This window comes from Acidipila sp. EB88 (assembly GCF_003858395.1).
Lineage (GTDB): Bacteria > Acidobacteriota > Terriglobia > Terriglobales > Acidobacteriaceae > EB88.
The window spans coordinates 4,232,088-4,254,206 of sequence record NZ_QWEV01000005.1 but is presented as its reverse complement, the minus strand read 5'-3'; the positions used below and the strand labels follow the sequence as shown (position 1 = coordinate 4,254,206).

The 22,119-nt window shown below is 58.6% G+C and carries 19 protein-coding genes; 9 read left to right on the top strand and 10 right to left on the bottom strand.

What is annotated here, in order from left to right:
* Nucleotides 1-168: 168 nt before the first annotated feature.
* Genes D1Y84_RS17715 through D1Y84_RS17695 form a run of 5 tightly spaced genes read right to left on the bottom strand, consistent with a single transcriptional unit; the run spans nucleotide 169 to nucleotide 3,847 of the window.
* A complete protein-coding gene (locus D1Y84_RS17715; RefSeq protein WP_124849859.1) occupies nucleotides 169-927 on the bottom strand; it encodes an SDR family oxidoreductase in 759 nt (252 codons plus the stop codon).
* Between the two features lie 40 nt (nucleotides 928-967).
* Nucleotides 968-1,867, bottom strand: a complete 900-nt coding sequence (locus tag D1Y84_RS17710) for an SDR family oxidoreductase (protein WP_124849858.1) — start codon at nucleotides 1,865-1,867, stop codon at nucleotides 968-970.
* A 22-nt stretch (nucleotides 1,868-1,889) separates the two neighbouring features.
* Nucleotides 1,890-2,186, bottom strand: a complete 297-nt coding sequence (locus D1Y84_RS17705; protein ID WP_124849857.1) for a putative quinol monooxygenase — start codon at nucleotides 2,184-2,186, stop codon at nucleotides 1,890-1,892.
* A 24-nt stretch (nucleotides 2,187-2,210) separates the two neighbouring features.
* Entirely contained in the window at nucleotides 2,211-2,843 is a 633-nt protein-coding gene (locus tag D1Y84_RS17700) for an NAD(P)H-dependent oxidoreductase (RefSeq protein ID WP_124849856.1), read from the bottom strand.
* Between the two features lie 23 nt (nucleotides 2,844-2,866).
* Nucleotides 2,867-3,847, bottom strand: a complete 981-nt coding sequence (locus D1Y84_RS17695; RefSeq protein WP_124849855.1) for a zinc-dependent alcohol dehydrogenase family protein — start codon at nucleotides 3,845-3,847, stop codon at nucleotides 2,867-2,869.
* A 128-nt stretch (nucleotides 3,848-3,975) separates the two neighbouring features.
* Here D1Y84_RS17695 and D1Y84_RS17690 point away from each other — a divergent pair, with 128 nt between their 5' ends.
* From D1Y84_RS17690 to D1Y84_RS17675, 5 genes are all read left to right on the top strand, one after another.
* Nucleotides 3,976-4,506: a CGNR zinc finger domain-containing protein gene (locus tag D1Y84_RS17690; RefSeq protein WP_124849854.1), complete on the top strand. Its 531-nt coding sequence runs from the start codon at nucleotides 3,976-3,978 to the stop codon at nucleotides 4,504-4,506.
* A gap of 10 nt (nucleotides 4,507-4,516) precedes the next feature.
* On the top strand, nucleotides 4,517-5,224 hold the full coding sequence (locus tag D1Y84_RS17685) for an alkylmercury lyase family protein (RefSeq protein WP_124849853.1): 708 nt from the start codon (nucleotides 4,517-4,519) through the stop codon (nucleotides 5,222-5,224).
* Nucleotides 5,224-6,600: an aminotransferase class V-fold PLP-dependent enzyme gene (locus tag D1Y84_RS17680; RefSeq protein WP_124849852.1), complete on the top strand. Its 1,377-nt coding sequence runs from the start codon at nucleotides 5,224-5,226 to the stop codon at nucleotides 6,598-6,600. The genes D1Y84_RS17685 and D1Y84_RS17680 overlap by 1 nt, the downstream gene beginning before the upstream one ends.
* A gap of 242 nt (nucleotides 6,601-6,842) precedes the next feature.
* Entirely contained in the window at nucleotides 6,843-6,983 is a 141-nt protein-coding gene (locus D1Y84_RS18030; protein WP_158615564.1) for a hypothetical protein, read from the top strand.
* 91 nt (nucleotides 6,984-7,074) lie between these two features.
* Nucleotides 7,075-7,647, top strand: a complete 573-nt coding sequence (locus D1Y84_RS17675; RefSeq protein WP_233581532.1) for a DUF2062 domain-containing protein — start codon at nucleotides 7,075-7,077, stop codon at nucleotides 7,645-7,647.
* Nucleotides 7,648-7,982: 335 nt separating this feature from the next.
* Here the strand turns inward: D1Y84_RS17675 and D1Y84_RS17670 are convergent, their stop codons facing one another.
* The 3 genes from D1Y84_RS17670 to D1Y84_RS17660 form a co-directional block, all read right to left on the bottom strand.
* On the bottom strand, nucleotides 7,983-9,725 hold the full coding sequence (locus tag D1Y84_RS17670; RefSeq protein ID WP_233581531.1) for a coagulation factor 5/8 type domain-containing protein: 1,743 nt from the start codon (nucleotides 9,723-9,725) through the stop codon (nucleotides 7,983-7,985).
* A 110-nt stretch (nucleotides 9,726-9,835) separates the two neighbouring features.
* Nucleotides 9,836-10,876, bottom strand: a complete 1,041-nt coding sequence (locus D1Y84_RS17665; RefSeq protein ID WP_124849851.1) for a sugar MFS transporter — start codon at nucleotides 10,874-10,876, stop codon at nucleotides 9,836-9,838.
* A gap of 270 nt (nucleotides 10,877-11,146) precedes the next feature.
* Nucleotides 11,147-12,202, bottom strand: coding sequence for a LacI family DNA-binding transcriptional regulator (locus tag D1Y84_RS17660; protein WP_233581530.1), 1,056 nt, complete (start codon nucleotides 12,200-12,202; stop codon nucleotides 11,147-11,149).
* Between the two features lie 291 nt (nucleotides 12,203-12,493).
* On the opposite strand from D1Y84_RS17660, the gene D1Y84_RS17655 reads away from it, so the two are divergent.
* The 4 genes from D1Y84_RS17655 (at nucleotide 12,494) to D1Y84_RS17640 (ending at nucleotide 20,564) form a co-directional block, all read left to right on the top strand.
* Nucleotides 12,494-13,930: a glycoside hydrolase family 30 beta sandwich domain-containing protein gene (locus tag D1Y84_RS17655; protein WP_124849850.1), complete on the top strand. Its 1,437-nt coding sequence runs from the start codon at nucleotides 12,494-12,496 to the stop codon at nucleotides 13,928-13,930.
* 164 nt (nucleotides 13,931-14,094) lie between these two features.
* Nucleotides 14,095-17,538 (top strand): TonB-dependent receptor, encoded by a 3,444-nt coding sequence (locus D1Y84_RS17650; protein WP_124849849.1) that lies wholly within the window; start codon nucleotides 14,095-14,097, stop codon nucleotides 17,536-17,538.
* A gap of 90 nt (nucleotides 17,539-17,628) precedes the next feature.
* Complete coding sequence (locus D1Y84_RS17645; protein ID WP_124849848.1) at nucleotides 17,629-18,849, top strand: tetratricopeptide repeat protein; 1,221 nt, start codon at nucleotides 17,629-17,631, stop codon at nucleotides 18,847-18,849.
* Nucleotides 18,846-20,564 carry a CRTAC1 family protein gene (locus tag D1Y84_RS17640; RefSeq protein ID WP_233581529.1) on the top strand — a complete coding sequence of 573 codons (1,719 nt, stop codon included), beginning with the start codon at nucleotides 18,846-18,848 and terminating at the stop codon, nucleotides 20,562-20,564. Before D1Y84_RS17645 ends, D1Y84_RS17640 begins: the two co-directional genes overlap by 4 nt.
* 187 nt (nucleotides 20,565-20,751) lie before the next feature.
* Here the strand turns inward: D1Y84_RS17640 and D1Y84_RS17635 are convergent, their stop codons facing one another.
* Nucleotides 20,752-21,402, bottom strand: coding sequence for an esterase family protein (locus tag D1Y84_RS17635; RefSeq protein WP_124849847.1), 651 nt, complete (start codon nucleotides 21,400-21,402; stop codon nucleotides 20,752-20,754).
* Nucleotides 21,333-21,770: a hypothetical protein gene (locus D1Y84_RS17630; RefSeq protein WP_124849846.1), complete on the bottom strand. Its 438-nt coding sequence runs from the start codon at nucleotides 21,768-21,770 to the stop codon at nucleotides 21,333-21,335. The genes D1Y84_RS17635 and D1Y84_RS17630 overlap by 70 nt, the downstream gene beginning before the upstream one ends.
* Between the last annotated feature and the right edge of the window lie 349 nt (nucleotides 21,771-22,119).

Sequence of the window (22,119 nt, the reverse complement as noted above, 5' to 3'; positions counted from 1 at the left end):
TCGAAGAGCGTGATCTTCGCAGTTCCGGAGCGGTCCCGAAGGATGGCGGCCCAGGTCTCTTTCGTACCACTGCCAACGAGACTCATCAGTCCTACACCCGCGACCACCACGCGCCTCTGCTCAGCCAAAACGCACTTGCATCTACAACTCCTTGATTCTGTGGCTGGCTTAGACCTGGGCAACGCCACCATCAACGAAGAGCTCAATGCCGGCGACAAAGCTCGCATCTGTTGACACGAGGAAGACGGCAACTCTCGCCACTTCTTCAGCGCGACCGATACGCCCGAGGGGAACGCCCGATCCCAAATGGTCGTGAAAGCCCTTCAGCTGTTCAGCATCCGTGGCGCCTGCGAGTCCATTGAGGCCAGGCGTTTCGATCGGCCCTGGACTGATGACGTTCACGCGGATACCCCGATCCTTCAGATCGTTTGTCCATCCACGGGCGAAGGACCGCACGGCTGCTTTCGTCGCTGAATAGACGCTGAATGCGGGCTTCCCTTGTTTGGACTCGATGGAGGCGTTGAGAAGGATGGCGCCACCATCCGGCATCAGAGGCAATGCTTTCTGCACGGTAAAGAGCAGGCCTTTCACATTTGTGCCGAAGTGCTGGTCAAAGTGCTCTTCCGTAATCGAGCCCAGCGGCGAGAAGCTTGCTACACCTGCATTCACGAACAGGATATCGATCCGACCCTTTTCCACCTCGATTTGCTTGAAGAGTGCGTCCAGTTCCGACAGTTTGCTGACGTCGGTCCTGATACTCCTGGAGTTGGCTCCGAGCGTCGCGATGGCTTGATCGAGTTCTGCTTGCCTCCGCGCGGTGACATACACGAAGGCGCCTTCCTTTAGGAACTCCTTTGCCGTCGCGAGGCCGATGCCGGAGTTTCCACCGGTGACGAGTGCAATCCTGCCTTGCAGTTTTCCTGACATGGGCATGTACTCCTTTTTTGGCTTGGTGGTACGGGTGAAATCAGTGCGCTGCGTCTGCAAGCAGCCGCGTCTTGTTCTCTCGCAGAAACGACTCAAAGTCTCTCGGCGGCGTTCCGGTAAGCTGCAGGACTGCATTCGATATGCTTTCGAAGTTGCCGGCACGAGTGTTTGCGTCTGTTGTGACAATCATCGGAGCAAGCTGCGGAAGTACGCCGCTCGAGACCAACTCGCGGCCCAGGGTTTCGTCGTCAACCTCTCGCACCTGGATGGGACGCCCGACCGTGCGAGATAAGCTGGCTGCCAACTCGCCGGCTGACATCGCCGCCGGTCCCGTGATTTCGTAGGTTTGGCTCTCTTCTACGCTGCTCGCCAGAGCGGCGGCGGCGGCGCGTGCGACATCGTAGCGCGTCACATAGGCGATCCTTCCATTCGTCGCCGAGCTCAGCCACGTGCCCGTTTGTAGAGCCGCCGGGATGAGTCCAAGTTCAATGGGGTTTTCTGCGTACCACGCAACACGAAGGATCGTGTAGCGAAGGCCGCTTTCCCGGATTGCTCGCTCCGTCGCCACATGCTCTGCGGAGAATGGAATGGCGGTGCTCGCCTCCGGCTCAGGCATTGAGGTATAGAGGATGCGGCGGACGCCAGCGCGCTTCGCGGCCGCGATCGCATTCTTATGCTGCTGAATGCGCTTGCCGGAGGAGAGGTCATTCGTCGAGATCAGCAAAAGATGGTCAGCATCCTGGAATGCGTTGCTCAGTGTTTGCGGATCGTCGAGGTCTGCATGGCGCACGTCAATGCCAAGACTTGCATATGCGTCCAGCTTTTGTGGTGTGCGCGTCGTAGCGATGATGTCCGGCGCTCCCGCATGTAGCAGTTGGTCCAGCACCATCTGGCCAAGGCGTCCACTGCCGCCCGCGACTAACACTCGTGACTGGCTCATAATTATCCTTCTTTCTGCCGTACTACAGCTCGGTCAGACGTGTAACGGCGGGCGGCGCATCAAGCCGCCCTTCAAGTGCCTTGAAGACTTTCCTCGTGTATTCCTGCTGCATGTGGAAGTCGTGGGCAGCTTCCGAACGAAACACTTCAAAGAAGACGAGCCGGTTCGGATCTTCCTGCCGAACGGTTTGGTAGAAGACCTCGACCCCCGGTTCGGCGGCTGTCAGCGGTAGACTCTCGTTCGCAACCGCCACAATCAGGTGGCGATGCTCCGGCTTTACCGTGGCTTCTACCAACAGGATGACTTTGTTGTCAGGCATGACTTCCCCTCCAGTGACGGTTGCTTAAATGGTCTGGTGAATCTGCTCAATCGATTTGCGAACCTTCGGGAGATGCGCGTGCTCGTCGTCATTGGAGTGAACGCCAACAGCGACCAGCACCGTTGAGCGCAGGCGTTTTGTCTGCAGACCGAGGATCGCGTCGACCTTATTCGGCACGAAGCCTTCCATGGGACTGACGTCGATCCCGGCCTCCGCGGCCGCTGACACAAGCACGCCCAATGCGATATAAGCCTGGCGCTGCGCCCAGATGAGGCGCTGCTCCGGAGCCAAGCTCATGATGAAACCTTTGATCTGGCTTTCGCGACCCTCCAGGGTTGATCGAGCAACGCCCCTCACCTCTGCGGCCAAGTCGATGGAATGTGCGATTGTCTGCTCATCGACATCGGTCTCGGCTGCCAACACGAAGAACAGCGAAGCCTCAGTAACCTGTGGCTGGTTAAAGGCAGCTTCCGTACGAATGTGTTCGCGAACAGCAGGTTCGGTGACTTGTAGAAGATGGAAGGGTTGCAGGTTGAACGACGTGGGGGCAAGCCGCAGCGCTTCCAGAAGTATGTCGAGCTGTGCAGACGAAATTTTCGCAGCGGGGTTGTACTTCTTGACTGCGTAGCGCTTCTTCAGCGCAGGAATGAGGGACATAAGTTCTCCAGGAGAAACGTGGTTTAGAAACGGAAGAGGATTTTGCCGCCGCGCTCTGTGGTTTGTGCATGCTCCAGGGCTTGCTGGTATTGGTCGAGCGAGTAGGTCTGCTCAACTTCGGCGAAGAGCTTGCCTTCTGCGACGAGCGCTGCAAGATGCTGGTAGGTCCACTGCACCTCTGCTCGCGGAGCATTCCGGAGCCACTTGATCAACCAGAAGCCATGGAAGCTGAGTCCGCGGAAGTACATGTCCACGGGATTGATCTTTGGGAAGACACCGGTCTGCAACCCATATCCAACACCGATGCCGCCATCCCGAACGAACTGCAGAAGTGTTCCGATGGGTTCGCCTCCGAGAGTGTCGAAGGCGATGCTGAGGCGATTGGAACCGAGGGCGGCCTCGATCTGTTGCTTGAGATCGTTGCCCTGCAGCACAGCTGCGTCGCCCCCAAAGGCGCGTACGGCATCTGCAGCCTCTTGCCGGCGCACCACGTTCAATGTCTTCAGGCCAGCCAGCTTCGCCAACTGCACGATGTACTGCCCCATGGCTGCGTTTGCGGCGGTTTGGCCAATCCAGTCGCTCGGCATCAGGTGTGTGTACTGCTTCAAAAGGAGGTACGCCGTTGCCGGGTTGATGCCGATCATGGCGAGTTGAAGCGGGTCGGCGGAATTGCTCACCTCCACCACATTGCGGCTGGAAACCACGGTTTGTTCCGCCCACGTCCCTTGCTCGTACGTCGGCAGAATCAGTACCCGCTTTCCGTCCAGAGGACTTGCCGCTCTGCCGGTGCCGATCACGCGGCCAACACCTTCAGAACCAACGTTGTACGGGAACTCGGGCCGTACCCCATACTTGCCTTCCACCAGCATGAAGTCGGACCGATTCATCGGCGCCGCTTCCATCTGCACCAGCAGATCGTCCGCTGCAAGCGACGGTGCCGGTGCGCTGTCCAGCCTGACGACCTTTGCAGCGTCTCCAAAGGCTGTAAGTTGTAAACGACGCATTCAAATTCTCCTTGTGTCGATTGTGGCTGTAATGTTCTAATTAAATTGAACCATTACATCAGCAGCAGATTCGAGCTGGCTCCAAAGAGATTCAGAAAAGATCTGAAACCGTATGGAAAGGACAATCAATGGAGTCGACGGAGAAGTGGAACGAGTCGATCGAGCGCGTCCTGGCTTTCCTGAACTCGCGTGGCGTGGGGTTTGAAAAGGGCGTAGACCGATTGCGCAACGCGGAGGAAGCCTCGCGGTTCTTGGCATCGGCCTTCGGTAAGCAGGCTGTCATCTCGTCTCGTGCCCTGGGAGAGCTAAGGCGCTTGAGGCAAGCCTTGCTGGATCTTGTGGCCACAGGATGGCACGACGAAGCCGCCGCGGGCGCGCTGAATGAGGTCGCGTCCCATTCGCCGTATACCATTGCCTTTCGAGGCGACCAAGAGATTGCACTTCAGCCTGTTCACGAAGGTGCAGCCTTGAGTGTTCTTGTCCGCGACGTTGCCGCTTTGATCGATGCTGGCCAATGGAATCGCGTGAAGCATTGCTCCGATCAAGCTTGCTCCGCAAGCTTCTTCGACCGCAGCAGGAACAAAACGCAGCGCTGGCATTCTTTCGAGATCTGCGGAAACAAGAACAACGTGGCGGCTCACCGGGCCCGCCACGCGTGAAAGGACGCAGATGAAGCTGGGAAATGATCAGGTCGAAGCGCAGCGATTGGCGGATGTGCATGCAGCGCTTATTCAGCAGTTCCTGACCGCGGGCTATTTGCCCGCCATGGATCGCATCGCATCATCCTTACAGATCACCTCCCTTGAGTTGATCAGGAGATTGCAGGCGCTGGCCGATCTGCACGGCCTCGTTTTGCATCCGCACGCAACGGAACCGTGGGTCGTGCACCCTTTCTCAACGACGCCAACGCTCCACTATGTTGAAGGCAGCGCACACGGGTGGTGGGCGCCGTGTATCTGGTGCGCTCTGGGCGTGGCTCAACTCGCAGGCGGTTCGGTGCGCATCCATACGCGCGTTGGTGCGGAAACAGACCCGACTGTCGTGAAAGTTAAAGATGGAGTACCGCTAGATGCCGAAGGCGTCTTCGTTCACTTCTCGATCCCGCCTCGTCGCGCATGGGACAACGTCCATCAGCATTGCTCTCTTGTGTTGCCCTTCCGCAGCTGCAGCGACATTGACCAGTGGTGTGCGCGGCACGGCCAGACCTACGGAGAAGCCGTAAGTCTGGAAAGGACGGCAGCTCTCGCAAGGCGTTGGTATGGACCCTATGCGCGAGCATCCTGGCGCAAATGGACCGTGGAACAGGCACAGCAGATATTCCATGAATCCGGTTTGACGTCGCCGTTCTGGGAACTCTCAGGGAAAGGGACCTACTGATGTCTTCCTACAGAGACGACCTCGCTCAGGAAGTTCAGTTGATTCGCAATGCGGATGATCGCGCTGCGGAGTATCTTCGGCAGATCGGTCAGCGCCGCGTCTTTCCAAGCGACGAGAGCCTCGCCGGGCTGGCGGCTTTCGATGAGGCATTGCCAGAGCACGGGAAAGATCCCGCTGAAGGATTGGCGCTGCTCGACGAAAAGGGCTCGCCCGCGACCGTCGCCACAAACGATCCACGTTACTTTGGCTTCGTCATCGGTGCAGCCTTGCCGGCGGCTGCGGCAGCGGAACGCTTGATGCTCTCCTGGGACCAGAGTGCTTCGTTGTTCCTCGGTTCGCCCGTGGCCGCGAAAATCGAGAAGATCGCCGCTAACTGGCTGTTGGAAATTCTTGATCTGCCACGTGAAAGCGCAGTGGGCTTTGGAACAAGCGCTACTGCCTGCACCCTGGCCTGCATTGCTGCCGCCCGGCGATCTATCCTGGCGCGTCAAGGCTGGGATGTTGATGACAATGGTTTAACTGGGGCTCCTGAAGTCGAAATTGTCATATCCGAAACAGCGCACATCACGGTCAAGAAGGCTCTCCGCGTCCTCGGCTTTGGGCTGAAGCGTATCCATGTCGTTCCATGCGATCCGTTCGGCAGACTCGACCCCTCCCAGTTGCCGCCCCTCAGCGATCGAACTATCCTTGTTCTGCAGGCAGGGGAGGTGAATACCGGGGAGTTCGACGCCTTTAAGGATATCGTGCCCCTTGCGAGAGCAGCTGGCGCCTGGGTTCACGTCGATGGCGCGTTTGGGCTCTGGGCAAGGGCTTCCAGTCACGCTCATTTGACCGAGGGCATCGAGCAGGCGGAGAGCTGGACGACAGACGGGCATAAATGGCTGAACACGCCATATGACTGTGCAATGGCAATCTGCCGAGATGCAGATGCACTCGCCGGGGCCATGAACAGCGACGCTGTTTATTCCTCCGCGTCTCCCGATGCCCAGAAGAACTTGACGCTCGAGTTCTCACGCCGGCCGCGTGGCATCCCCGTGTGGGCAGCGCTTCGCAGTTTGGGAAAAGCTGGCGTGGCTGAGATGGTCGAGCGGCACTGCTCGCTGGCTCGCCAAATAGCCGAAGGCCTGGAAGACGCGGGCTTTACCGTCCTCAATCGCGTCGTCCTCAATCAGGTTCTGGCTTGCGCGACCAATGATGAGGAAACGAAGGCTGTGATCAGGGCCGCTCAGGATTCGGGAGAGATGTGGTTTGGCGCATCAGTCTGGCAAGGTAGAGCGGCATTCCGTATCAGTGTCTCGTCGTGGCGGACCAGTGCGCCTCACGTTGAGAAGTTGATCGCTTTGATGAAGGAGATCCGCAGGCAGCAGTCGCAATAAGACCTAGGCCAGAAGATCAGGTGGGATTGTTCCTGGGAACCCTCTTCTGGGAAGTGGTTGCTCTGCCGAACGTTGACCTGTGCCCTCGGAAGATCGCGCAGCAGCGCCAAGATGAGCAGCATGCTTGCTCAGCCACCGACTCCGCATGGCCCCCACTCGCAGGGACGTCCTCGCACTTAACTCATGTAACCCAAGAGCAAGCTACACCGGCAGGTACAGCCTGGGATACCTACAATGTCGTTATGGGTTTGAACGATGGATCAAACAATCCCACCTGCACGGCGTTTGTCACGGTGAGTTACACGTTTAACATCGTGCTCCCATTTCTACCGAAGCGGGCGTCCACTCTGTCGAGCACCGCGGCAGCTTCGATGGTCATGTGACAGGCTGTGAGGAGATACAGGCCCTTGTTGGTGCGCCGCGGTTCGGCAGCCTATGCGGCGCTCCCGCCCGATTGCGCAGGGGAGGGAAGCATTGCCGAGTAGCCGCACCATCCGCGTTGTCATGAAGAAGGCGTACCATCGCGATGTGCTTGTACCCCAGCTGATCCGCGAGTTTGTTCGCTGCAGAATACAGCGTCCGCTGCTGCGCCAGCTGCGCGGTGGTGTGACACCGCGGCGTCTGGCCTGGAGCCTGGCATTGGGGATTGTCATCGGGATCAACCCCTCTGTAGGGATTACCACGGCGCTGGTCCTCATGCTTGCCTGGACTTTCGGTCTTAATCAGGTTGCCTCGCAGATCGGCGCTCATGCAGTATCGCCTCTTCACTTGCTGCTTTTCATTCCTTTCATTGATTTGGGAGTGCATCTCTTCCACACTGGCCGGCTTCCGCTCAGCCGACGGCAGATTGAGCATTTGAGCCATCATCCATGGCGCCTATTTCGAGAAATCTGGCAGTGGGAGTGGCATGCACTGATTGTCTGGGGCCTTGTGGCCGCAGTCGCCATGCCACTACTCGCCCTGTACATCAGGCGTGCGCTGGTGCTCTTTATGCGACGTCATCGAACGCTGCTGCGTTCGAACTCGACGCTACCCCCATCGAAATAGCTAGGTAGACCCAAGCGTGATCGTTTGTCGCGAGGGCCTGCTCGCGGTCGCGTCGAAGAGCCCCAGCCGGCTAGCAAAGAGTCGGTGCGTTGTTTGATGAGGGCTGCTGTGTATTGCGCCCAATGTGCGTGCCGGTGCACGCAGGGGGACTTGAACACCCGCAACGCAGGCGCCTGCAGAGTCCCAATCCATCTTTAACTTAGATACGGTGTCTAGCCAGATGCGGGCGCAGTGATCGCAGTCACCAGGACCGCTGAAGCAAGCGGAGCAACTGCAGGGAAGGATATTCGCTGCTCGCCCCCTTGGCTTCGGATGTTTTTGGGTGCAACACGGCCCTAGGGGTAGCTCGTTACCTTGGGCGTGACACGTGGCTCCATTCCTGTTGGTCCTCCACGATCGTTAATCACGTTCTTGATCACGCCTTGCTTGCCAAGCGCAACCGTGATCATGTCGCGAAAGTGAATGTCCGAAGAAGCAGGCGTCTCGATCGCACGGCTCAAAGCCACATCCGGATGCGTAAAGACGCTATAGACACCGAGGCCCCACGCAGAGTGCTGTCGCACGTTGTCCGCTACCTTGTAGGAGGCCCAGCCGTCCACGCCAGTCGCGCTGCTGTACGCTCCCTGTATTGGCGGATCGTACGGAATCTCGGACTGGTAAAAGTAGGTGCGGCCTCCCTCACCGTTCCATAGAACCTGAAAATGCTGGTGATGCTCAACGAAAAGCCCATACGCAGTCACGTTGCGGCCGTTTACCACCAACCCGTTCTGGCTCGTGTTGATGTCCCAGCCCACTCCGCGTCCGTGGTCCGCGCGCCATATCCACGTGTGGTCGAGCAATGCATCGTTGCTGTTGATCTCGAGGTTGATATCAGCCCTGCCGACGCCCGCGCCGCCCACTCGGAAGAAAACATCGTGGAGCGTAACAGGGTCGTGCTCGTGTCTCGCGTGGCTTCCCCGCGGCCCTATCTGTACGAGTACCGGTGACAGCATCGCGCCTGCATCGACCAGCAGACCTGACAGGTTGATGCCATCCACATCCGCCGTCGTGAGAGCAGCAGTGCCATGCACAGGGTGCAGAGTCGCGAATCCAAGCCCAAGAACAATGGTTCCCGCCCGCGTGATGCGAAGGGGCGCATCCAGGTCGTAAGTGCCCGGCGTCAGCAGCAGGTGCCGCCCTTGAGCAAGCTGTGCGTTCAGGCTCTTGGCCGTGTCTGCCGCAGCATGCGCGATGTAGAACTTAGCGATCGGGATCGTCGCGCCCGGGGTCGACCCAGAGTGCCAGGTGACTCCGACGCTGTTCTGCTGCAGGGCGGGTACACGCACGGCGAAGTGCCCTGCGGCATCCGCTGTCAGGAAAGGCTTCTCGGCCATCGTTGGCACGGTGTCTACTTTGGTGTAGGGCGGTTCAGGCCACGATCCTTCAGGCATGTGCGTGTCACCGACAAAAACCATGTTCCAGTTGGAACCGGTCCAATCGCCCCATTCACTGTTGCGGCTGATCCACTGCTGCTGTGTGCCTGAGTCGACGTTGCGGTCGACCTTGGTGTCGGCCATCCATCCACCGCTGGCCCAGCCATGTTTCTGATGCAGCACCAGGTTGCCCAGCACGTGCATCCGACGCATAGGCACAGCCTGCGAGACCGCCCACTGCATCGTGCCTCCGGTCGGCAACACCGAAAAGCCTTCGGCTGCGCGCCAGAAGGTTGTGGTCGCATTGTTGTTGGGGGCGCTTGCGTCTGCATGTACATTGCCCTCGATGCGCACCGCATCAGGAGAGTCGCCCAGGCCAAGTACCTGAGTGTAGAAGCCGATTGGCAGATCCAGTTTGTACTGGCCAGGAAGAAACAAAAAAGCGTTGCGTTGGGGGCCAAATTCGTTGTGCTGCTGCGTTGCATAGACGGCGTCAATCTGCCGTTGCATCGCATTTGCTGACATCGAGGGCTTGAAGATCAAAACGTTGGGCCCGAAGTCCGGTTCTGCCGCGTGTGTTGCCGCAAGTGAAGACAGAACGTGGCCTGTCATGAAGAGCAGGACCGCGAAGTGGCGCGCGGTGGGGCGTCGACTAAGGATCTGCATGGGTGTACTTCCTTTCATAGGGACACAGGTCGACCGGACGCTGGCGATGGCTGTTTCTGAAACCGCATGCGGCAAAGCAGTGGAAGAATACTGGGCCCAGCAAAGTTGCCTCATCTCTGCACCTCTGCCGTTTCCCTGATCCCGAGCCTTCCAAGAAACAGGGCAAAAAACATCAGCAGCAGGAGGGACAGTGGGAGCAACAAGCCCACCTCCAGCGAGCCGACGCCTTGCGAGATGAGGCCCGTAGTGAGCGGAACAAACGCTGCACCGAGGCCGGCAACGGCGAAAACCGCGCGTCCTCGCATGAGCGCAAGGGCACGCGCAAGCACGAGCGGATACAACGGCCCGACGCCACACCCGCAGAGCAGCGCAACGAAGATGATCGGTACCGGAGCTGTCGAAACGAGTAGCAGGCAGGCCGCGCCAAACGTAAACGCAATGGCACCGAGCAGAACGCTGATGGCAGACGTGCGGCGTGTCATCAGCAGAGCAAGCAGTGCGCGACTCAACAGCAATCCAAACCAGAAACAGGAAGCGGCCATGGTTGAAACAACGGCTGCAAGCCCCGCGCGCGCAATATAGGCTGTCATCCATCCCCCCAGTCCGGTCTCTACGCCAACCGCGCCAAAAGAAAGAAGGATCAGCAGAAGCGCATATGGGAGGGGCAATGCTGCTGGAGGTAAGCGCGATGTAACGCCGTCGATCATGTGCGGCACCGCTGCCTGTTGCACCACCCACAGGACCGAACCGGCCGCAAGCGCGGCAGGGATCATCATGGCCAGAAGAAAAGTGGTAAGGCTACGATGAATCCCAGTGAGCAGGAGCCAGGGAGCGAGACCGGCTCCGGCTGCCCACACAGCGTTGAGCGAAGCCAGAGCGTTGCCACTTGCACCGCTGGCGATCTGTTCGATCCGCACGCTTGTAGAAGTCATAGCCATGCCCAGCCCGCAGCCGCTCAGAAACAGGACCAGCGGTGCGACGATAGGCGGAGCGACCGCCAGCATGCCTGCACATAGGGCAACGAGGGCGAAGCCCAGAGCAATCATGCGTGGCAGCGACCGCCCCTTGAGAAAAGCCCCGCACATGGACCCCAGAAACTGCGCAAAAAACAACGTACCCGCCTGGCTGTCGCGAAGGTGCCAACGGGTCATAAGCAACGGCAGTGCAGTGCCCAGGAATGTTGTGTATGCGCCGGTTAACATAAAGCCGGCATGCAGCACGATCGACTCCGTGTTCGAGCCTGTTCCGCGGGCGAACCGAAGGTACCTGCGATAAGAGGCAGGCGCTCGCGAGCGGGAGATCGTCGTCACAGCGCGTGCCTTTCTTCCCGCTCAGGAGTAGCTTGTCTTCGCTTTCGCGTGCACAACGGCGGTTCTGGCCGCACAACATTTATGCCTTGATCTACAGCACCGCGCGCTCGATCAAATGGCGCGTAGTTCGTCCGGTCGCAGGGTTCGCGCGGGTCCCGTGGATTCTCGTACGATCAATTCCGGCCGCAGTGTCACCACGTCGGAAAGTGACTCCCCTGCAAGTTTGCGCAGCAGTAAGCGTGCTGCCACAGAGCCCATCTCCTGCAGCGGCTGCCGAATGGTCGTGAGACTTGGTACCTGGTATGCGGCAGACTGGATGTCATCGAAGCCTACGATAGATACATCGCGCGGCACATTCAAGCCAGCCTCATGGAGCGCGCGGATGCTGCCCATGGCAGATACATCGTTAAAGCACAGAATCGCGGTAAAGGTGTGTTTGTGGTGGAGAAGACTGTGGATGCCGGGGTAGCTGACTTCGGGGGAGTTGGAGTGTTTGTCCAGGTAGATCGTCAGCTCTTTCCGTACCTCAAGGCCAAGATCGGCTGCAACCTTCATAGTGGCATTCCATCGCAGGTCCGAATCTGCGCTGAACGGCTGCCCATGCATGTACACAATACTCCGGTGTCCTAAGTCATAAAGATGTTGCAGTGCCTGCACCGCTCCTGCTTCATGATCAAGCCCGATGTTTGGTACACCGGCCAAATTGGTGTGCCCGGCTATCAGCACGGTTGGCATCGGCGCTGCTTCCAGGTGCGTGTCGATGGCGAGAATGCCTTCTACGCCACGGGCCTGCAGCATCGGGGGGTATGAATTGATCAACTGCTGATCGTGCCGATGATGCACCGTGAAGTAGAAGTAGTTGTGTTGCAGCAATTCATCGCCGAGACCGGACAGCACCTGTGAGTGGTATCCTTCGCCAAGCTCCGGTAGCAGGATCGCGATGGTCTGCATGCCTTTGCCCCGGAGAGACTGCGCAATCCTGCTGGGCTGGTAATTGAACTTCTCTGCTGCCTCACGAATCCGCTGGCGCGTTGCTTCCGGAATGGAGCGCCCCGGGGCATCATTGAGAACAAACGAGATAGTTGAAGGGCTGAGCTTAAGATACTCCGCCAGCATCTTGAGGCTGGGGCGCGCCGTCGGCTTGATCCCTGCACCCTTCTTCGTCATAAACCTCGATCCATGGTTCTTTTACACCGCGGGGCTCTGGACTGTGAAGTAAACCAAAGCCTCCTTGCGGCTCGACCTGCAGTCGAACCCGGTTAGGGTCTCAGCGGTAACAGATGGCCGCTCGACAAACGATTGTCTTCAATGGCATCATACCTCGCGTCAGAAAGCGTGTCTCTGAGCGTGCGGCGATCCCGATCGATGCTCGCATTGGCAAGGCTCGCAGAATGGCTCGGTCCAAAGCGGAGCATTGCTGCGCTCACGCAGTTCTGAATATGGAGGAGCATCAGCCCCATGGGCCAGACTCTCGCGAAGCTGTGCACTTTCGCGCAATGCGCGTTTTTGCTTGTCCCCATCCTTTCCGCACGTCCCGCCATCGGCGCAGGCCATGCCAAAATCACGACGTGGCTGACCACTCCGGACCGGGCGGCCCTGCTTGCAAAGCAGCCCGGCACGCTGCCATTCACGACTTCCAGCACGCCGCAGGCGATCACCATCACCGTTGATCCGCAGCAGCGGTTTCAGTCCATCGACGGCTTCGGGTTCGCGCTGACCGGGGGAAGCGCGCAGTTGATGGTGCATATGGAACCGAAGCAACGGGCCATGCTAATCCAGGAGATGTTCGGGCATAAGAAAGACGACATCCACGTCAGCTACCTGCGCGTGAGTGTCGGAGCCTCCGACATGAACGATCATGTGTTCAGCTACGATGATCTGCCGGATGGCGAACAGGATCCGCAGCTCGCCTCCTTCAGCATCGCTCCAGATCGTGCTGATGTTATCCCCGTGCTGAAGCAGATCCTCAAGATCAATCCTTCCATCAAGATCCTGGCCTCTCCCTGGTCGGCGCCTGCCTGGATGAAAAACAATGCTCGCCCCAAAGGCGGCGAGCTAAAGCCGGAAAGCTACGATGTGTACGCGCGGTACTTGGTTCGTTACCTGAAAGCAATGCAGGGTGAAGGCATCCGGATCGATGCGCTCACAATGCAGAATGAGCCCTTGAACCCAAAGAACACGCCAAGTCTGAAGATGGAGGCAGCGGAGCAGGCTACGTTTCTGAAGCAGTCGCTTGGCCCTCTGCTGCGCAGGGAAGGTCTGTCGACCAAGGTCATCCTGTATGACCACAACTGCGATGTACCTGAGTACCCGCTGACCATTCTTGACGATCACGACGCAGCGCAATATGCCGACGGCTCTGGTTTTCACTTGTATGAGGGCGAGACTTCTGCCATGAGCAAGGTGCACGCGGCGCATCCTGAGAAGAATGTCTACTTCACAGAGCAGATGGTGATTGACAAGGACGGCGCCAAGGATCTGGCGATCGCACGGCCTGAGGCCAAGGTTGTTGTCGGCGCGGTGACCAACTGGAGTCGGAATGTTCTGCTTTGGAATCTCGCCGCGGACCCCCACAAAGGGCCGCACACCAGCGATGGTGGCTGCCCGGTGTGTGAAGGAGCCATCACGATCGATGGCAGTGCGGTGACCCGCAACCTGGCTTACTACACGATTGCTCAGGTTTCGAAGTTTGTTCCCCCTGATTCTGTGCATGTTGCTTCCGAAACAGCGGGCGCATCCAGACTGGTCGACGTTGCGTTTGAGACTCCGGAGGGCAGGTTTGTGCTTCTGGTAGTCAATCAGGCAGATAGCAGCCAAAGCTTTGGCATTCGTTTTGGCACCAGGACTGCGCAAGCCTCGCTTGCGGCGGGTGCCGTGGCGACGTATGTGTGGTGATTGGAGAGCGAATCAGTCTTCGCTTGACAACCGCTTCACGAAAATGATCAGATGCGCAACGCTGGCCTTGAAAGCGCCGGCTCCCATAAGACTAACGGTTGTCTCACTACGTAGATAGCCATACACATGTTGTTTTGGGCCGAAAGGCCATTTCTGGAGGTTCCATGAAACGCATCCAGGCTCTTCCGCTTGGGTTTCTCTGCCTGTTCCTGTTGCCGGGTGGTCATGCCTTGGCGCAGAACACAAACTCGGGCGACATTCAGGGTACAGTGACGGACAACACCGGGGCAGTGATCCCTGGGGTGACCATCACGGTTTTCGACGTCGACAAGAGCGAGAGCCGTACCCTCACTTCGAACGACGCGGGCGTCTTCGACACGGGATCGATTGTGCCTGACCACTACAAACTCACTTTTACAAAGCCGGGCTTCACTACCCTGGTACGCGGCCCGATCACCCTCGCGGCCGGTACGTCCGACCTTGATGCGCAGCTCACCGTCGGCTCCGAGAACCAGCAGGTCATCGTCAACACCGATCTGCCTCTTCTAAATACCGAGAGCGGCGCGGTGGAAGCAACGCTCAGCGCCAAGACCATGGTGCAGCTGCCGCAGACGGGTGCTGACTGGCAGAACTTCATCATCCTTCTGCCCGGCGCCTCGGGCGCACCGGAAAACTCCAGCAATGCCGCCAACCCTGGCCAGGTAGCTTCGATCAACGGCAACCTGCCGTTTGCCTCCATGCTGCAGGACGGCGCGACCACCACGCTGCCGATGAGCCAGAACTCCGACGTCACCATCTTCGAGACGACATCGGAAGTGAAGGTCAGCAGTGCCTCGTTTTCAGCGCAGTACGGTGTCGGCGACATCATTTACAACCAGATCACCAAGGGCGGCTCCAACAGCTTCCATGGCGTGGGTTATGAATACTTCCAGAACGATGCCCTGAACGCTGCGCCATATGGTTTCGGCCAGAAAGTCACGGTGCCGAACCTTCGCTATAACAATTTCGGCTTCTCGGTCAGCGGCCCGATCATCCCTCACAAGCTGTTCTTCTATTTCGACTTTGACAAACTTCTGGACCACGGCACCAACGCAGCGAGCTTCGCGACAGTGCCGACCGCCGCGTTGATGGCTGGAGACTTCACAGCGCCCGGTCTGCCGACCCTCTACGATCCAACCAAGCAGACGATCCAGGAGACCGGAACCCACACCTACACCACGGATTCGGGTCAGGCGTTCACGCAGCAGTGTCCGTGCGCGATCCGCCCCACCTTTGCCGCTGAATACGGCAATGGCAACCGCATTCCGACGAACATGCTCAACCCCGTGGCGCAAAATATCCAGAAGTACTTCCCAACGGCGAACACCGCAGGGCAGATCAGTTCGGGTCTGGCGCAGAACAATTTCGTTTACCAGTCGTCGAACAACAATCCCTTTACCCGCTACTTCGGTCGAGCTGACTGGGACATCGCCCAGAACCAGCGCCTGACCATTTCTCAGACAGAAAGCGACAATCCACAGTTCGGCTACAGCCCCGTTTGTCCGATCAACTGCGGTAGCGAAGATGTAAGCCGAGAGAACGCACAGATCTCTCACGTGTGGACGATTAGCCCGACGGCAACGAACGAGGCCCGTTTCGGCTATACCAACCAGCTGAACTTCTTTGTTCCTTCGACGTTGAACCAGGGATTTCCAGACCAGCTGGGTCTTGGTTTCGCCAAGGCGGACAACTTCCCCAATGTCGGTATCAACAGTTTCTATGGTCTTGCATCGGCGACCAATGCTGTGTACAAGATGCACGTGTATGACCCGTCCGACGTGTTTACCCTTGTGCGCGGCAAGCACGTGCTGCACTTCGGTGGTGAGTTTCTCATCAACGAGGCGAACTCGACGGCATGGGGCAACATCAACGCAGCGAGCGTGAACTACAACGGAACCTATACGTCCATCAACGGACTCACCTCCAACACGCTGCCAAACGCGGCTGGAAACTATGCCTCAGGCGGCGCGTACGCTGACTTTCTTCTGGGCCAGACCACGAGCTGGAGTGCGGGCGTCACACCGGAGTATGGTGGCCGCATCAAGCTGCCGCAGGTCTTCGTTCAGGACGACATCAAGCTCCGGCCGAACCTGACCGTGAACCTTGGTCTGCGCTACCAGATCACCACGGGATGGTCGGATGTCAAGGGCAATGAAGCAGCGTTTGATCCGGAAGTCATCAACCCTGCGACCAACACTCCCGGGGCAATCTGGTACGCCACAACGCATGCGCATGATCGCACCAGCCTGCAGGCGCCGAACTACAACATCTGGCTCCCGCGCATCGGCTTCAGCTGGCAGCCAGACTCAAAGACCGTCTTCCGCGGTGGCTTCGGCATCTATGCTTCGACGTGGAGCGAGGACACCTACGGTGGCGGGCTTGGCAATGCCTTCGGTAGCTCCGGCAGCCTCAGTGACAACACGAATGGCGTTTGCCCTGTGGTGCAACTGAACGCAGACGGCAGCACGCCCGACACGGCTGACCCAGGGTGTGGCGTCGGCGCACGCAACTTCGGCAGCATCAACTCCAAGTACCTCACTGCTCCGACCACTCCAGATGCCCGCAACGGCCAGGACGTGACGTACAACCAGTACCACACGCCTATCCCAACCAATTACCAGTACACCTTCGACATGCAGGAACAGCTCGGGGTCGACTTTGTCGCGGATATCGCCTATGTCGGCAACCATGGCAAGAACCTGAACTTCCCGGTCGACATCAACCAGGTACCTCAGAACCTGCTGGGTCCCAACGACAAGCAGTCAGAGCCTTACCCGATCTATAACAACATCTCGGGCAGCCCGAACAACGCCATCTCGAATTACAACTCGCTCGAAGCGCAGCTGACGAAGCGCATGTCGAAGGGGCTCGAGTTCAACGTCAACTACACGTGGTCGCACTTCCTTGACGATCAGGACTCGTCTGGATGGGGTAGCCGCGAGGGCTTCCAAAACTACCAGAATGCGTTCGACACCAATGCGAACTACAGCAACTCAAACTTCGACATCCGCAACATGTTCAAGGGACAGGCGATCTACCAGCTGCCCATTGGTCGCGGACGGATGTTCCTGAACAACAACCTTCTGCTGGATGAAGCACTCGGCGGATGGCAGGCTTCCGGAACCTTCGTGGTGCAGGGTGGCAACCCCATCAGCATCACAACCGGTGGTAACAACTCTTCCAACAATCAGTCGGGAAGCGCTACACAGTTCGCGAACCTTGTTGGGAATGTCACCGCTGTTCCCGGTGGCAGGTTGAATCGTCTGAGCGAGTGGTACAACCTCAGCGCTCTGGCTGTGCCGGCTCCGTACACCTATGGCGATTTCCGCCGGAACACGGTGTATGGTCCGGGGCTCTCCGAGTTCAACTTCTCGCTCGGTAAAACCTTCAACGTCTTCCCGGAGCGGAATGTGCAGGTGCAGGTACGTGCCGATGCAGACAACGTCCTGAACCACGCAAGCTTTGGTCAACCCGGCAACAACGCGATCGGCCCGAACCAGTCGGCCCAGATCACAACAACCACAGTAGGCGGAAGAACAATGCAGCTTTACGGCCGCGTCTCGTTCTAGCCACAAGGCCCGCAGGCGAAGAGGCAGCTGCTAAGCTGCCTCTTTTGCTTTGCCGGACACAGCGCAAAACGTTCAGGGTAGGATGTTCAGGTGAAGCGGTTTCAAGAGCGAACAGCACTCAGGGCGGCGCTACTGCTGTCTCTGACCTGCCCCATGTACTGCACTGCGCAGACGGCCAACCCCACTCCAGCGACTTCATCGTCCACACAGCTTGCGCAGCATCAGCGCCTCGCCCAGCAGTACCTTGCGGCAAAACGGCCTGACCTCGCCATTCCGGAATTGCGCGCAGTTGTGCAACTGGACCCCGCCAACGTGGACGCCCGTGGCAACCTGGGTGTTCTGCTCTACTTCCAGGGAAGCTACGCTGACGCGATCCCGGAGTTGCGCGCTGCCGTGACAGCACAATCCGGGCTCGCCAAGCTGCAGGCATTGCTGGGCATGAGCGAGAAGCGCACCGGCGATCTACATGGAGCACAGAAGGACCTGGAAGCATCGTTCGCTGGCGTAACGGATAAGAAGATACGCCTCGACACTGGCCTGCAACTTGTTGAAGTCGACCAGGCACTTGGCATACTCGACGAAGCCGCTGCGACAGTCGCCCAATTGCAGACCCTTGACCCTGGCAACCCCCAGATCCTGGCCGCTGCCTACCAGATCTATGTGCAGGGTATGAGTGAGGCCCTGCTGAGTCTTGCGGTTGCCGCGCCGAACTCCGCGCAGTTTCCTTTCATCATGGGACAGCAACTTCTGCAGCAAGGGCAGGGGGAGAAGGCGATTGTGCAATTTCGCCGCGCGCTTGCCATCGATCCTAATCTTCCGGGTCTGCACTTCGAGTTAGCCCACACCTTGTACGCCTCCTCTGACCCAGCGGAACATGCAGGCGCCGCAGCGGAGTACAAAGCCGCGATTCAAATCAATCCGTTCGACGAAAAAGCATGGCTTGGGCTTGCGGCTCTCCAGTCGGAAAAAGGCGATGCCGAGGAGGCCGAGGCCTCGTACGAGAAAGCGAAGTCGCTGCAGCCCAACGATGCCGAACCCTATGTGGGGTTAGCCAAGCTCCTGCTCGCCAAGCATGACAGCGCAAAGGCTGCGGAATTGCTGGAGCGCGCGGTCGATCTGGACCCTACAAACATCGCCGCGCACTATCGTCTTAGCACCTTGTACAAGCAGCAAGGCCGAGCGGGCGATGCGAAGACGCAGCTGGAACTCTACGAACACTACAAGGCGCTGCAGTCGGAACTTGAGACCACCTTGCAGAGGATGCGAAGCGACTCGCCCGAGACTGCCGGCCAGGTGAGCCATTCACAATGACAGCATCTCGCGCACGGGTCATGCTGTTTCTCGCTTCATGTTTTGCGGCAACGCTTGCTGGTGCCCAATCCGCGGCAACTGCTGCGCTGCAGCCACTCGCCAGTAAGCTGCAACTTGTCGACATCACCGCATCCACTGGTATCCACTTTGACCATTTGTCCTCGCCGCAGAAGAAGTACATCGTGGAGTCCATGAGCGGTGGAGTGGCAATCATCGACTACGACCGGGATGGATGGCCTGATATTTACCTGAGCAATGCGCCCGACGTGGATATGCAGCTTGCGGGCAAGCGGGCGCGTGGTGCGCTTTACCACAACAACCACGACGGCACCTTTACCGATGTCACCGAGCATGCTGGGGTCGGCTTTCCTGGATGGGCCATGGGTGTCTCTGTTGGAGACTACAACGACGATGGATGGCCCGACCTCCTTGTGACCTGCTTCGGCGGCGTAGTGCTTTATCGCAACAACGGCGATAGCACTTTTACCGACGTGACTTGGGCCTCCGGGCTTTCTGTCGATTCAGGGTGGGCCACCGGAGCAGCGTTCGGTGACTACGACGGCGATGGAAAGCCGGACCTGTTCATCGCGCACTACGTTGATCTCGATCTAAAGGACCTTCCGACCTTTGGCTCGAAGATCACCTGTACCTACCACACTGTGCCCGTGCAGTGCGGTCCGCGTGGTTTGAAGGGCTCCCCTGACGCACTCTACCGCAACAACGGCGACGGCACCTTCAGCTCAGCCGGGCAGCAAGCCGGGGTAGCCGATGCGCACGGATTTTTCGGCCTGACGGCTGTATGGAGTGATTTCGACAGCGATGGCCATCTGGATCTCCTGGTCGCGAATGATGGGGAACAGAACTACCTGTACCACAACAATGGCAACGCCACGTTCACCGATCTCGCGTTTCAAGCCGGAGTTGCGGTAAACCAGGACGGCAGTGAGCAGGCCAACATGGGCGTCGCTCTTGGCGACTACCAGCACTCCGGGCGGTTTGGCATCGCCATCACCCATTTCAGCGAAGAGTATGCCGAGCTATACCAGGGCGATAAGGGCATGAGCTACACCGACGTAGCCTACGCCGCAGGCATCGGCCGCCCGACGCAGCCCTACGTGGGATGGGGTGACGCTTTCGCGGATCTGGATAATGACGGCTGGGCCGACCTGCTTATCGTCAACGGACACGTCTATCCGCAGGTCGATGCAGCGAATATCGGCACGCGATACCGCGAACCAAAGCAGCTGTTCCTGAACCAGCACGACGGCACATTCTTCGATGCAAGCAGGCTAACGGGCGCTGCGCTACAGGTTCCGCAAGTCAGCCGCGGACTGGCCATGGCTGACCTTTTTAATGATGGCCACGTTGAGGCCGTTGTCGAAAACCTTGAAGGCGCACCCATGATTCTAAGACCTGTCTATGAAAACCACCCTCACTGGATCGGCTTCGCACTCACCGGGCAACCGGGAAACCGGCTCGCGCTCAATGCCCGGGTCCGCGTCACTGCAGGGGATTTGGTGCAGGTAGACGAAGTGCGAAGCGGGGGAAGCTATCTGTCACAGAACGACCTGCGCCTTCACTTTGGGCTCGGCTCGCACGCTTCGGTAGACAAGGTCGAAATCTTCTGGCAAGGAGGCAAAGTCCAAACTCTGACCCACCTTTCACCCGACCGCATCTATTCTGTTGCTCAGAGCAGTACCAGCACTGGCCCGTGACCAGGCGCATCAGCGAGACGGGCTTCGTAAGCAGATCGACGGGCGCAGCGTGATCTCCGATAAGTAGCTGCTGCCTGGATCATCTTTTGTTGCTGAAGCCAGAGCGCTGCACCCAGGTTACCGGGCCTCAAGTCCCGGGCACTAAAGGAGGAGGCAGTCGGTACTGCTCCGCCCAAGAGCGCGGAGTTTAGCTCGATCCGTCCTGAAAGAGCAGCGGCGCGAATGCGGCGAGGTTCCCACGCCATACCATCCAGGCGTGCATACCTGGGGTTTGAATGGCCGTAGGGTTCAGACCATTACCCTTCAGCCAGGCGATGAACGTTTGATTCGGCGTGAACAGGCCATCTTCTGTGCCGCAGGCGATCCACAAAATCTTCAGTCGGCCTTGCAGTGCTGCGCCGCTCGCAGGAGTGATCATCGGGAACGGTATCTCAAAATGACTGCTACCCAGCCCACCTGCGCTGAATGCCCCTATGTAAGCAAACTGATCCACATGATTGAGCCCGACCATCAGAGTTTCCGCACCTCCCATTGAGAGGCCTGCGATTGCGTGGTCTTCGCGTTTGGCAGAGATCGAGTATTGTTTCTCTACCATCGGCATGACCTCCTGCTCCAGTGCCTCCGCAAACTTCCTGAAGTTGGCACCGACGAGAACCTCGTCTCGCCACGCGGCCCAGCCATTCGTGATCATTCGCATATCGCCGTAACCCCATGGCATGACCACGATCATCGGCTTGGCTTTGCCAGTGGCGATCAGGTTGTCGAGGATCACATTTGCTTTGCCCATGGAGGTCCAAGCGCTGGGCTCGTCGCTATACCCGTGTAGCAGGTAGAGCACCGGGTATTTCTTATTGCTGTGGGAATCAAACCCGGGGGTGTGTACACGTAGTACTGACTGGGAATACCCACGATCTTAGACGCGTAAAAGTGCTGCGACACCACGCCATGCGGCACGTCAGCAGGCTCCCATGGCATGGCAGGCTGCCCGGGCACGAGGAAGACACTGTCGTTGGTGAAGAAGCTGGTCTTGACAGTGGTGTTGCGGGGATCAAGAACCTCGGTGCCATCCACTGCGTAGGTGTAACTGTAGTATTCGGGCGCGAGCGCGGGCACCACGACGCTCCAGGAGCCATCGGCAGCCTGCGCCATCGGTAGTGGATCTTTTCTTCCTTCCAGGTGCAGCTCGACCGCTTTTGCAGAAGGCATCGCCAGCCGGAACGTCGCGGAACCATCGGGCGCAACTACTGGGGAGGCAGAGGGCGGAGCGACTAGTGGAACCGGTGCGGCATTTTCGGGCCTGGATCCAGCCGCCTGTGCCCACCCGCTCGTTGAGGCGCAGACAAAAAGCACCCCACAAAGAATGGCGGCCAAAGACACTGGCGAGGGCAAGGAGAGTATGGAAGTAGCGCGGCGGCGATGTGTGCTTTTCATGGTTGATGCTTCTCCAGTGAATGGTCCAACCTGCCGTCCTACGATACTCCTCGTCGCGCGGGCTGAGAGTTGTGCGGCAGCTGGCTTGACCAGCGAGAAAACCTCCTGGAACGGGTTCTGCGTT

What these genes read in the sequence shown, in the direction of transcription:
- D1Y84_RS17715 (WP_124849859.1), bottom strand. Translation starts at nt 927, where the DNA reads ATGTCAGGAAAACTGCAAGGCAGGATTGCACTCGTCACCGGTGGAAAC.
- D1Y84_RS17710 (WP_124849858.1), bottom strand. Translation starts at nt 1,867, where the DNA reads ATGAGCCAGTCACGAGTGTTAGTCGCGGGCGGCAGTGGACGCCTTGGC.
- D1Y84_RS17705 (WP_124849857.1), bottom strand. Translation starts at nt 2,186, where the DNA reads ATGCCTGACAACAAAGTCATCCTGTTGGTAGAAGCCACGGTAAAGCCG.
- D1Y84_RS17700 (WP_124849856.1), bottom strand. Translation starts at nt 2,843, where the DNA reads ATGTCCCTCATTCCTGCGCTGAAGAAGCGCTACGCAGTCAAGAAGTAC.
- D1Y84_RS17695 (WP_124849855.1), bottom strand. Translation starts at nt 3,847, where the DNA reads ATGCGTCGTTTACAACTTACAGCCTTTGGAGACGCTGCAAAGGTCGTC.
- D1Y84_RS17690 (WP_124849854.1), top strand. Translation starts at nt 3,976, where the DNA reads ATGGAGTCGACGGAGAAGTGGAACGAGTCGATCGAGCGCGTCCTGGCT.
- D1Y84_RS17685 (WP_124849853.1), top strand. Translation starts at nt 4,517, where the DNA reads ATGAAGCTGGGAAATGATCAGGTCGAAGCGCAGCGATTGGCGGATGTG.
- D1Y84_RS17680 (WP_124849852.1), top strand. Translation starts at nt 5,224, where the DNA reads ATGTCTTCCTACAGAGACGACCTCGCTCAGGAAGTTCAGTTGATTCGC.
- D1Y84_RS18030 (WP_158615564.1), top strand. Translation starts at nt 6,843, where the DNA reads ATGGGTTTGAACGATGGATCAAACAATCCCACCTGCACGGCGTTTGTC.
- D1Y84_RS17670 (WP_233581531.1), bottom strand. Translation starts at nt 9,725, where the DNA reads ATGCAGATCCTTAGTCGACGCCCCACCGCGCGCCACTTCGCGGTCCTG.
- D1Y84_RS17665 (WP_124849851.1), bottom strand. Translation starts at nt 10,876, where the DNA reads ATGACCCGTTGGCACCTTCGCGACAGCCAGGCGGGTACGTTGTTTTTT.
- D1Y84_RS17660 (WP_233581530.1), bottom strand. Translation starts at nt 12,202, where the DNA reads ATGACGAAGAAGGGTGCAGGGATCAAGCCGACGGCGCGCCCCAGCCTC.
- D1Y84_RS17655 (WP_124849850.1), top strand. Translation starts at nt 12,494, where the DNA reads ATGGGCCAGACTCTCGCGAAGCTGTGCACTTTCGCGCAATGCGCGTTT.
- D1Y84_RS17650 (WP_124849849.1), top strand. Translation starts at nt 14,095, where the DNA reads ATGAAACGCATCCAGGCTCTTCCGCTTGGGTTTCTCTGCCTGTTCCTG.
- D1Y84_RS17640 (WP_233581529.1), top strand. Translation starts at nt 18,846, where the DNA reads ATGACAGCATCTCGCGCACGGGTCATGCTGTTTCTCGCTTCATGTTTT.
- D1Y84_RS17630 (WP_124849846.1), bottom strand. Translation starts at nt 21,770, where the DNA reads ATGCCTTCTGCAAAAGCGGTCGAGCTGCACCTGGAAGGAAGAAAAGAT.